The 11,236-nt window shown below is 36.9% G+C and carries 9 protein-coding genes and 1 tRNA gene; 2 read left to right on the top strand and 8 right to left on the bottom strand.

The genetic code is table 11. The annotated features are described in order from the left end of the window. Window positions 1–2 precede the first annotated feature (2 nt). The 7 genes from TEGAF0_RS02280 to TEGAF0_RS02250 all read right to left on the bottom strand — a co-directional run bounded on the left by TEGAF0_RS02280 (window position 3) and on the right by TEGAF0_RS02250 (window position 5,292). Entirely contained in the window at window positions 3–380 is a 378-nt protein-coding gene (locus TEGAF0_RS02280) for a GtrA family protein (protein ID WP_264899718.1), read from the bottom strand. Beyond that, complete coding sequence (locus TEGAF0_RS02275) at window positions 374–826, bottom strand: phosphatidylglycerophosphatase A family protein (protein ID WP_264899717.1); 453 nt, start codon at window positions 824–826, stop codon at window positions 374–376. The genes TEGAF0_RS02280 and TEGAF0_RS02275 overlap by 7 nt, the downstream gene beginning before the upstream one ends. Beyond that, window positions 823–2,148 carry an inositol-3-phosphate synthase gene (locus TEGAF0_RS02270; protein WP_264899715.1) on the bottom strand — a complete coding sequence of 442 codons (1,326 nt, stop codon included), beginning with the start codon at window positions 2,146–2,148 and terminating at the stop codon, window positions 823–825. The genes TEGAF0_RS02275 and TEGAF0_RS02270 overlap by 4 nt, the downstream gene beginning before the upstream one ends. A gap of 29 nt (window positions 2,149–2,177) precedes the next feature. Beyond that, on the bottom strand, window positions 2,178–2,771 hold the full coding sequence (locus tag TEGAF0_RS02265) for a TetR/AcrR family transcriptional regulator (protein WP_264899713.1): 594 nt from the start codon (window positions 2,769–2,771) through the stop codon (window positions 2,178–2,180). Between the two features lie 151 nt (window positions 2,772–2,922). Further along, window positions 2,923–2,996, bottom strand: a tRNA-Arg gene (locus TEGAF0_RS02260). A gap of 63 nt (window positions 2,997–3,059) precedes the next feature. After that, window positions 3,060–4,763, bottom strand: a complete 1,704-nt coding sequence (locus TEGAF0_RS02255) for a hypothetical protein (protein WP_264899711.1) — start codon at window positions 4,761–4,763, stop codon at window positions 3,060–3,062. 4 nt (window positions 4,764–4,767) lie between these two features. Continuing rightward, a complete protein-coding gene (locus tag TEGAF0_RS02250) occupies window positions 4,768–5,292 on the bottom strand; it encodes a DUF4833 domain-containing protein (RefSeq protein WP_264899710.1) in 525 nt (174 codons plus the stop codon). Window positions 5,293–5,395: 103 nt separating this feature from the next. On the opposite strand from TEGAF0_RS02250, the gene TEGAF0_RS02245 reads away from it, so the two are divergent. Beyond that, a complete protein-coding gene (locus tag TEGAF0_RS02245) occupies window positions 5,396–7,219 on the top strand; it encodes a sensor histidine kinase (RefSeq protein WP_264899709.1) in 1,824 nt (607 codons plus the stop codon). On the opposite strand, the gene TEGAF0_RS02240 is transcribed toward TEGAF0_RS02245, so the two are convergent. Continuing rightward, window positions 7,216–9,906 carry a beta-glucosidase gene (locus tag TEGAF0_RS02240; protein WP_264899708.1) on the bottom strand — a complete coding sequence of 897 codons (2,691 nt, stop codon included), beginning with the start codon at window positions 9,904–9,906 and terminating at the stop codon, window positions 7,216–7,218. The two genes, TEGAF0_RS02245 and TEGAF0_RS02240, sit on opposite strands and share 4 nt — an antisense overlap. A 70-nt stretch (window positions 9,907–9,976) precedes the next feature. Here TEGAF0_RS02240 and TEGAF0_RS02235 point away from each other — a divergent pair, with 70 nt between their 5' ends. Continuing rightward, window positions 9,977–11,236, top strand: a complete 1,260-nt coding sequence (locus TEGAF0_RS02235) for an aminotransferase class V-fold PLP-dependent enzyme (RefSeq protein ID WP_264899707.1) — start codon at window positions 9,977–9,979, stop codon at window positions 11,234–11,236.

The following is an 11,236-nucleotide window of genomic DNA, read 5'->3' as shown; positions in this document are numbered from 1 at the left end:
CTTTATTTAAATACAAATTTTCCCTGCAACAGATAGTTATAAAAGATTCCGACCAACAGAGAAATTAAAATTTTTGAAAAAATATAATTAGCATGAACAACCTGAATCATTAGCGTCATTCCTGCAATGTTTAAAATGAAATTGCCTACCCACACCAAAAAATAACGGAAGGCCTGCACAGAAACCGGTTTTGATCCCCCCGTAAATACCCAGTTTCTACCCAAAAGAAAATTAACAACCCCACCGGAAATTGTTCCAATGGCTGCTCCCAGCACTGCATATAACCTGAACCATTCAACCATCATTACTGTCATCAAAAAATCGACCAGCGATGCAATTAATGAAGATGCCTGGGCTTTTATGAATGCAGTTTTTACCATAGTTGTAAAAGAAGAAATAACTGCAGAACAATATTACTATAAATGCCCGCCAGCACATCATCTCCCATCACCCCCCAGCCTCCCGGCCATTTTTCCAACTTGCGAATCATCAAAGGTTTGAGAATATCAAAAAACCTAAAAAGTACTACGGCAAATAAAACATTTACCACCGAAACTGGAATAAATAACAATGCAACCAACATTCCTGCTACTTCATCAAGTACTACTTTACTGCTATCTTTTCCCCAATTTCTTTCTACTTCATTTCCAGCCCAAACACCGTATAATGTTACCACTAAAGTGACTCCTAACACTATCGGGGAATCAGGTTCAGCTACTGCAACAAACCAAATAATTGCTGTTGCAATAGCTGCTACTGTTCCTCCACCTTTTTTTATATATCCTATTCCAAAAAAGCTGGATAATATCTCATGTATTTTTATCATAGTGCTTCCACTACATCCTGGTAGTAATCCAATCCAAGATGTGTAATCAAATCTTCACCCATGATATGTCTCAATGTATTTTGCAACTTGATTAATTGTTTGAAAATATCATGTTCAGGTCTTAATCCAGGCAAAGTCTGTGGAGATTTAAAGTAAAAAGACAACCACTCCTGAATACCACTCATATTAGAACGCTTGGCAAGATCCATAAACAATGCTAGATCTAATACAATGGGAGCTGCCAAAATAGAATCACGGCAAAGGAAGTTGATTTTAATTTGCATAGAATAACCTAGCCAGCCAAAAATGTCGATATTATCCCAGCTCTCCTTGTTATCACCATGAGGAGGATAATAGTTGATTCTAACTTTATGATACAAATCGCCATACAAAGAAGGATTTACTTCTGGTTGAAGAATATCTTCTAATACACTCAACTTGGAAACTTCTTTTGTTTTAAAGTTATCAGGATCATCCAATACCAAACCATCTCTGTTACCCAGAATATTGGTGGAGAACCAACCTCTTACTCCCAACGCTCTTGCATGTAAGCCCGGAGCCAATACCGTTTTCATTAAAGTTTGTCCTGTTTTGAAATCTTTACCGGCAATTGGAGTTTGTGTTTCTTTTGCCAATGCTTCCAATGCAGGAATATCAACGGTTAAGTTAGGCGCTCCATTTGCATAAGGCACTCCCAGTTTTAAAGCTGCATACGCATAAATCATACTTGGAGCAATGGCAGGATCATTGTTTTTTAATCCCGCTTCAAAAGCAGCTAAAGTTTCGTGTACCGCACTGGTTTCAATATATTTTTCTGTAGATCCGCACCATACAATAACAACACGGCTACACCCATTATCCTTTTTAAATTGTTCAATATCATTTATTACCTGCTGAGCCAGATCCCATTTGGAATTACCTTCCTTAATATGAGTTCCATCTAAGTTCTTGATGTATTCTCGATCAAAAACCGCTTTCATGGGCTTAATGGCTTCTAGCTCTGGTTTAACGGCATGTAACAACATAGGTTCAAGAACTTTTGCGTTCATTGCTGCTTCAAATACATTATCTGCATACACATCCCATCCACCAAAAACAATATCAGTCAGATTAGCTAATGGAACAAAATCCTTGATTAATGGATAGCGATTCTCGGTTCTCTTTCCCAAACGAATATTACCCATCTGCGTTAAAGCACCAACGGGCTGTGATAAACCTTTATTGACAGCAATTACACCTGCAATCATAGTGGTGCCAACGGCACCTAAACCTGGAATCAAGATACCGAGTTTCCCTTCTGCAGGGGCGATGTTTTGTTTCATAATTCTTGCGCTTTATATATTAATAACAGTTATTTACTATTTTGCTTAAGTCCATTTACGAACAAATTGGAGATAGCGCCAATTCTATGTTCCAGACCTACTAACTTATCGTTGAAAAAATCCCGTTCTATTCCACGTATACTGCTAACTACTACAGAGGGTAATAAATCCATTTCCTGTTCAATTTCCCGGTTAAACTCCCCTTTTTCAATACCATATGTTAAAATAGACCGGATCAGTTTGGTTTCCAATTGCGAATATTCATTAAATAAAACCCGTCCGCAGGGAATTTGTTCAACGAATTCTCCACATACCAAGCGGTATAGATTCAACATATTGCTAAGAACCTTAATTCTTGTAACAGCAAAAACCTTTAATTTTTCTTCGGCAGAATTTACGCTTTCAACGGCAATTTGGGTTTGCCTGAACACTTCCTGCAATTCGCGCTGTAGCACTTCCTCAAAAATTTGCTCCTTGCTTTGATAGTAGTAATATAATGTGCTTTTGCCCTTACCCAATGCCTTAGCAATTTCTTCCATAGTGGTCTTTTTAAGGCCATATAGCTGGAAAAGCTTTTGGGCTTCCCGTAGGATGTCTTCCTTAAAAATATCTTCTTTTACCATAAACTTTTAGACCAAAATGGTTTGAGAGTCCAAAATTACAATAAATGTTGGTACATTGATTATTTACTTAAGAATTATTTATGAACATGACTGATTCCTGACAAATCCTTACTAAAAAAGCCACCATAACAAGAGTTACAGTGGCTTTTAGTGACCGCGTTAGGATTCAAACCTAAAACCTTCTGATCCGTAGTCAGATGCTCTATTCAGTTGAGCTACGCAGCCATTCCGTTAACGGGCTGCAAATATAAATCAAACATTATAAATAGCAAAATAAGTTCGCTTGTTTTACTCCAAAATAAACTCTTTCCTAATCAGATTTCCATTTTGCTGGACACCTTCAACTACAACCCTATGCATTTTACTTCTGTCATTGTTATAATAACTGATTGTGTATTCAGGCTGTTCCTTACTTAAATACAAGGAGGAAGCCCAATGGAGCAATTTGCGTTTATCAATTACTGATTTCTGTTTTTCAGACTTGTATTGAGGTCCGCTAAACGGCAGATAACTGGTAAACCCTTTAATAGGAATTTGTGTAAGCTTAGACCCTTTGGGAATGTAATTGGCTTCATCCCCGAGTTTGGTATATATGGCAATTGCTCCATTTGGAGCTCCCATAGCTGCCCCTAAAAAAGGGGGCTTGAAAACCTTTATGAAAGCAATTTCATTAATGTTCAGGGTTAAAATGGTTTCAATATCTACATTCACCTGATTCAGAAAAAATTTCAGCATATCCTGTTGTGATCTCCAAAATAAGCGGGGCATACTTTTTTGCCCCATAGAATCGGTGTCAAAAAATATTTGCAGCCCCGGTACTTTGCCCTTTAAAAACTCAAAAATATTGGGAAAAGAAATGGCATTCGGAGTCATCATATTAAAGCCGATTGCATCACCACCCTTAAAAAGCCCAGTTGTGTATTTATCTTCCAGAACCTGCAGCGGACTTTTGCTTGTACTATACACCACTACTTCATTCTCAGCTGGTACATACATAGCAAGTTCACGGGCTTTGGGGGATTGAAACCTTAACTCAGGCAAAGGATAGCCGAAATCATTCACATAGGTTGGTGCATCTGTAAACAAACCCAATTGCTGATATTGCAAAGCCAACTTTTCCCTTTTCTTCTGACGGGTATCCAGCTGAATACCCAGTGTAGCAGAATCATTAATAACCAAACGATCAACCAAAAAGGTTCCGCTATCTGTAACAGGAACCTGATCAATTACCGGAACAGTACCTCTCTTCATCAAAGAAAAAGAAACCATAGCATTCTTTAATGCTGCCGGGTCAGATTTGATTACACCTTTTACCTGAACAAACGCATCAGTATAGGGAGGTGCTTTTTGAACAAAGGTCTGGTTACCTGTCCTGAAGTCTTTTAAAATGTTGTAAATGCCTGGTATAAACGTTTCTTCCTCAACTATTGAAACAGAGAGATTTAAAAAATCACCAGTTTTATTTACCAAAGACCATTCAACCTTACCTTTTGCATCTAACGATTGTTTATTTTTTTTAATTTCCAGCATACCTTCTGTTTGATGGGTCGATGCTGTACTGTTAAATGTATTTATTGCTGAATCGGGTGTAAGATTGCCTGCACCAGATTGATATATAGCTACCACTTGATCGCAATAACGAAATTCGGGTAATTGATTAATGGAAACCAGCGTGTAAGCCCTCATTCTAAGAAATGAAAACTGATACTCTTTAGGAGTAACAAAACCAATATCAGCTCCTCCTTTCTGAGCCAGGTAAATCTGATGCTCAAGTAATAATCCTTCTGGATTATACCAATCTACATACACATTTACAGGCTGCATCAATAGCCTGTTATTTTGGCGAATGTATAACTTACTGTATATCTTCTCACCTACTCCGTAAACAGATTTTGCCTGATGAGCATAGATGGATTGGAAATTAAGTTGCTGGGCAAGCAATGAAAAAACACTCATCCATACAATCATCAGTAAATACAATCGTTTTATCATACTATTATTCTGGAATTATTTTTAATTGCGTTCTATTACCTGAACCGTCGAATCCATATAAAATAACTTGTTCAAGTTTAGGATTGAAGTCACTTCTCCCCTCTTTCATTTTCAAGAACAGCCTGGTCATAATAATTGTTTGATTCTGGATATGGGCTTCAACAAACGCTTTCCCATCCTGTCCAATTTTCATCAAAAGACTTAATCCGCCGTAGGAAACCAGTTTGAGCTTATATAATTTGTCAGCAATTTTACTAGCATGAATGCCATAGGCCAGCTTTCTTTGAATAGCCGTCAGGGGCTTAATAATACCTCCATCTGTGTAAACAACCCGGTAAACCAACACAGGATCTTTTTCATTTAACATTTTGTCAATGGTAAAATTAGCATCGTACACGTATGTATTATGATTCTTGCTGTGCTGAATAATGAATAATCTATTTTCAGTGGGCGCCGGAATCGGATAATTCTCCTGAGCATTGGAAAGCGTATAGAAAAATAGAAAAAAGCATAAAAAGCAAAATCTCATCACCAGGAATTGTGACGGTAATTTACTAAATAACAGACACATCTTTTCATATAAATAAACCTTCAAAAAAAATCCAATATATCATTATTCAGTAATTTAGAGTATGTCTACATTTCAGAATCCAGATATCATTAGAGTACTTGATTTATCGCTCGATTTAATACAAATCATCAATTTAGACGGGAAAATTCTTTTCTGCAGTAAATCTTCAGAATTGATATTGGGATATCCCGCAGATTCTATAACAGGCACTTCTATTTTAGATAATGTAGTTACACAAGACAAGGTTGCAACGAAAGAGGCTTTTTTAGCCGTAAGGGAAAAGGGCAAAATTTACAATTTTGAAAATAGATTCCTAAATAAAGACAATATTGAAATTTATTTATCCTGGAGTCTAATATGGGATGAGCAAACCAAAGACACTTTTGCTATAGGAAGAAATATTTCTGAGCTCAAAAACAATGAAAAACATTATCGTTCACTAATACAAAATATCAATATTGGTATAATCATTCAAAAACAAAATGCCGAAATTACTCTATGTAATCAGCCTGCACTGGAAATGCTTGGCCTTACTGAAGACCAATTATTAGGTAAAACTTCTTTTGATCCAGATTGGAATGTGATACACAGTGATGGCTCCCCCTTCCCAGGCAATGAACATCCCGTTCCCGTATCAATTGCTACACAAAAACCGGTAAGAGATGTGGTGATGGGGGTATATAGGCCTATGACGCACGATAGGGTGTGGCTCTTAGTGAATGCAGAGCCACAATTTGATTTATCTGGAAACTTTGACCATGTCATTTGCACCTTCAGCGATATCACAAAAGAGAGAAAATCCTTGGTTCAGAAACAGGAAGAATTACTAGATATATTAGATAACACACCTGCTTTCTTTGCCACATTTGATTTAAATTTCAAATTCACATATGCCAATAAAGCGCTGTTAAGAAAGATTGGCTTGGATGAATCTACTGATACCAGCCAAATTGATTTAAGAAATTTTAAAATTCTAGATGCTGCTTTTACTTTAGAAGAGTTATTAAATATTTTGCTAAAAGAAGGCAGTTGGATTGGCTCTAATACCTATGTCAATTTAAAAAACAAAGAAGTTACCGTATGGCAGGTCGTTTTATTGCATAGAAACGAACAAAATGTACCCACGCATATTTCTGTAACCGCAATTGACATATCTGCTAACAAAGCGTTGGAAAAGGAAATTGAACTGAATAGAATTAAGTCTGAATTTGTTACTAATGTATCTCATGAATTCAGAACACCATTAACCATATTCAGAACCAGTATGGAAATACTGGATATTTATTTGAAAAAATTAAAAATTGAACTACCTGAAGAACTTACCAAACGATTACAGGTAATGGATAAAGAAATAGACAGGCTTACTTATGTAATTACAGAGTTCCTTACTGTTGGAAGAATGGAATCGGGTAAAATCACTGTCAACAAAAAAGACATTTCTATTATTCCAATCATACAAAATTCTATCAACAGAATAGCATTAATGAATAAAGACGAGCGCCAGATTGATTTAACTGTTACAGGTGAACCCTGTAACATGTTGCTCGACGAAATACTCATGATGCATATTCTTGACAATATTATTGCTAATGCAATTAAATATTCAAAAGATAGAAAGGCACCTGAAATCATGGTTAAGTTTGAAATAGACAGCACTAGCATTATTGTAAAGGACTATGGAATTGGCATCCCTAGTCAGGAAAAAGTGAAACTATTCAGTTCCTATTTTAGAGGATCCAACACTAAAAATATCAAAGGAAACGGGCTGGGATTGGTATTGGTCAAAAACTTTGTAGACATGCAAAACGGGAAAATATCACTTGAAAGTGAAGAAAATGTAGGGACTACAATAACTATAGAGTTTCCGTGCACAAAACATAATTAATGCGTTCCGCTTTCTGTTTTCCAAAGTTTTAATTTCTTCTTGAGTACCAATTCTCTGCTACTTTTTCCAATCATGATGTTAACCCAGCCTGGTTCAAAAACTGTTTTTCCCTCTTTATTAATCAATTGAAAAAATGTACTGTCCATTACAAAATCAATTGTCTTTTTTTCCCCCGGCAAGAGTTGTATTCTTTTGAAATGCTTTAAAGACAAAACTGGCGTCGCAACCGAAGAAAGTATATTGTTAATATACAACTGAACCACTTCTTCTCCAGCCACTTTTCCTGTATTCTGTACATCTACAAACACTTGTATACTCTCTGTTTCATTAAGGCTATCCAAACTAAAACGAAGGTTACTATATGCAAATTCTGTATAGCTTAATCCATAACCAAAAGGAAATAAGGGCTCTCCACTTAGATCATGATAATCATCCCCCCTACCGGTTGGTTTATGATTATAAACCAATGGCACTTGCCCTTCACTTACTGGAAAAGTAATAGGTAATCTTCCTGCAGGATTTTTTTTCCCAAATAAAATATCTGCTACTGCATTTCCTCCTTCTTCGCCCGGATACCAAAGCATCATTACACCCTTTACTTTATCCAGCCATTTTTCCATTGTAATAGCACTTCCACCTGTCAACATTACTACCACAGGTTTTCCGGTGGCAGTAACTGCTTCAATCAATTTTTCCTGATAGTCAGAAAGAGAAAGACGAGATCTGTCCTGAAACTCTCCTTCATGAATACCCGCTACAATAATTGCCATATCCGATTTTTTGGCTACAGCAACTGCATCTGTAATCAATTGTTGACGGTTATCTGTAATCCCTCTATCCCAAAGTAATTTTATGCTGGCATTTCCTTTTGACTCATAAAATTCAATGCGAATGGCATATTGCTTTCCCTTCTCCAGCATTATTGTAACAGGCACTCTTCTATAAGAAACCTTACTCCATTGATTAATCACTAACCGATCATCTATATACATTCTGAACCCATCGTTCCCTTCTAATGCCAACTGGTATTTGGCTGTTTTATCAGGTAAAAGAACACCAGTATAACGAACAGAAAAATGATTCACATCCAGACTACTATCAGGTGATAAAAATGTATATGACTCCTTCAGTTCATGTAACAAAACAGATTTTAAAGGAAGCCCCCCTGGCTCCAGCGTATTGAAATAACTGGCAGTTAGCCCCTTAGTTTTGCCAGATGCATCGGTACGTAAATTTTCTTCCGGGATAATTGAAAAATTATCGGATTGAACAGTAGCCCCTTTGGAATAAAACACTTGTTTGTTACTCCCTGCAGCAGCTTTTATCCCATCAAAAATGGAAACTATACCATTGCCTGGACCGCTGTAACCTCCCAGTCTACCCCTTATGGCATCCTCACCAATTACTGCAATTTTTTTAACTGAAGATTGTATGGGTAAAATCTGGTTCTGATTTTTAAGCAACACAAAAGATTTTTCCGCAGCTGATTTTGCCAATGCTTTGTGAGAAGAATTGTTTATCCATTTAGCTGCTTCCTTTTCATCCACAAAAGGTTGATCAAAAAGCCCCAGTTCAAACTTTATACGCAATACTCTTCTTACCGCATCATTTATTCTTTCTATTGGAATCCTCCCATCTAAAAAAGGAGGCATAAACAATTCATGGTGCTTGTACTGTGTTTGAAAAATCACATCGAGTCCATTATTGATAGCATCAGCAGCAGATGCAGGATAATCAGCAGTTGTATGATGCAAAACCGTAGAACCACCTACCGCTCCGGCATCAGAAATCACAAAACCTCTAAAGACCCAATCCTTTTTTAGTTTCTTATTCAACAGCCACTCATTAGCGGTAGCAGGCACTCCGTTTAGCGAATTATAGGACGTCATGATAGATCTAGCTCCGGCTTGTTCAATAGCATATTTAAACGGAGGCAAATGCAATTCATTTAATAAAAGTTCACTGGCATGAATTGGATAGCTGTCTCTGCCTCCCTCTCCTACATTTGCAATAAAATGTTTGGGATTAGTAACAATGCCATTACCTTCCAAATTACGAATATAGGTTCCTGCCATATAAGATACCAATAAGGGGTCTTCGCCATAGGTTTCTTCTGTTCTGCCCCATCTTACATCCGTTGCAATATTCAGTACGGGTGAAAGTATATCCCTTATCCCCCTTGCTCTAGACTCAATGGCAATGGCACGAGAAATAGCTCCCATTAAACTGGTATCAAAACTGGCTGCCAATGCAATGGACTGAGGAAAAGCTGTTGCCCCATTACGAACCAGCCCATGCAAAGCTTCATCAAATGGAATGATAGGAATACCCAAACGGGTTTGATGAATAAAATAAGATTGAATCTGATTTATTTTTTTCGCCAATGAAAGGGCGTCTTCTTTAGTGTTATAGTTAAGCATTTGATTGCCTGCGGTATTTCCTGCTGTAGCTGCACTTACTTGAAAACCAAAGAGTCCATCCTTGTATAAATCAGGCTGATCGCCTAAATCACCAGGAATCATGAATAACTGCCAAAACTTTTCTACAGGTGTCATTCTTTGAAGAAGATCTTCCACCCTTTCAGCAATAGCATAGCGTGGATTTTTATACAAAGGTGCACTCCCCTGAGACCATGCAGTTGAAACTAACGCTACTATCAGCATTACACAAAATAGCTGTTTACCCATGGAATGAAATTAAGAAAAACAACCTTGCTAAAGCCTGATTATTATTAACTTTAGAAAACAAGATTGCAGCATGAATAAAAGATCATTTATAAAAAGTTTTGCATTATCTGGACTAGCTATACCCGAAATCAGTAAAGCCATGTCTTCAGAAATAATCTTGCCTATAAAAAATAATACAATACCATTGGCAGAGGACGAAAACTTTTGGGCTGGCATTAGACGATTATATAAAATAAAACCTGACTATATCAATCTGGAAAGTGGTTATTATAATTTACTTCCCGAACCTACATTGGATAAATACCTATCAGTCATTAAAGAAGTAAACTATCATGCTTCTTTTTACATGAGAACCAAACAATTTGCTGAGAGAGCCGAGAAAAACAAAGCGATTGCAGCGTTTACCGGTTCTGATCCTGAAGAAATTGTATTAACAAGAAATACAACTGAGTCTCTTGATTTAATTATTAGTGGTTATCCCTGGCAAAAAGAGGATGAAGCCATTTTTGCAGAACAGGACTATGGCGCAATGATTGATATGTTTAAACAAGTTGCAAAACGATATGGCATTAAGAATACCATTCTTTCCATACCGAATCACCCAGCTTCAGATGAGGAAATCGTTTCCTTATATGAGAGAGCCATTACGCCAAAAACCAAGTTGATTATGATCTGTCATATGATCAATATTACGGGTCAAATAATGCCCGTAAAAAAAATCTGCGATATGGCACATAAATATGGGGTTGAAGTAATGGTAGATGGAGCACATGCCATTGCTCATATTCAATTTAAAATTCCAGATTTAAACTGCGACTATTATGGTGCAAGTTTGCATAAATGGCTGGCAGTGCCGTTGGGTGTTGGCTTATTGTATATTAAGAAAAAACACCAAGAAAAAATTTGGCCATTATTGGGGGAGAATGAAACAATAAAAGGAATGAATCGCTTGAATCATTTTGGCACCAATCCGGTTCATACGTATTTAGCACTTCAATTTGCTATAGACTTTCATTTTCAAATAGGTGCCGATAATAAAGAAAAACGTTTGCGTTTTCTCCAACAATATTGGACAAAACAAGTTGCCGATATACCAAATATTATTTTGAATACACCAATAGATAATCAACGCTCCTGCGCAATAGCCAACGTGGGAATCAAAGAAATGAAACCCGCTGATATGGCAACTACCCTGCTGAACAAATATAAAATTTATACCGTAGCCATTGATGGAGCTGGTGTACATGGTTGTCGCATTACACCCAATGTTTTTACAACGCTAAAAGAACTAGATAATTTTGTAACAGCATTGAAAGAAATGGCTGCGTAA

It is taken from the genome of Sediminibacterium sp. TEGAF015 (genome assembly GCF_025997995.1).
Classification (GTDB): domain Bacteria; phylum Bacteroidota; class Bacteroidia; order Chitinophagales; family Chitinophagaceae; genus Sediminibacterium.
The sequence above is the reverse complement of the archived record's forward strand: the minus strand, read 5'-3'. Positions and strand labels throughout refer to the sequence as shown.

Coding starts and splice junctions, on each gene's coding strand:
- TEGAF0_RS02280 (WP_264899718.1), bottom strand. CDS start 380: ATGGTAAAAACTGCATTCATAAAAGCCCAGGCATCTTCATTAATTGCA.
- TEGAF0_RS02275 (WP_264899717.1), bottom strand. CDS start 826: ATGATAAAAATACATGAGATATTATCCAGCTTTTTTGGAATAGGATAT.
- TEGAF0_RS02270 (WP_264899715.1), bottom strand. CDS start 2,148: ATGAAACAAAACATCGCCCCTGCAGAAGGGAAACTCGGTATCTTGATT.
- TEGAF0_RS02265 (WP_264899713.1), bottom strand. CDS start 2,771: ATGGTAAAAGAAGATATTTTTAAGGAAGACATCCTACGGGAAGCCCAA.
- TEGAF0_RS02255 (WP_264899711.1), bottom strand. CDS start 4,763: ATGATAAAACGATTGTATTTACTGATGATTGTATGGATGAGTGTTTTT.
- TEGAF0_RS02250 (WP_264899710.1), bottom strand. CDS start 5,292: ATGAGATTTTGCTTTTTATGCTTTTTTCTATTTTTCTATACGCTTTCC.
- TEGAF0_RS02245 (WP_264899709.1), top strand. CDS start 5,396: ATGTCTACATTTCAGAATCCAGATATCATTAGAGTACTTGATTTATCG.
- TEGAF0_RS02240 (WP_264899708.1), bottom strand. CDS start 9,906: ATGGGTAAACAGCTATTTTGTGTAATGCTGATAGTAGCGTTAGTTTCA.
- TEGAF0_RS02235 (WP_264899707.1), top strand. CDS start 9,977: ATGAATAAAAGATCATTTATAAAAAGTTTTGCATTATCTGGACTAGCT.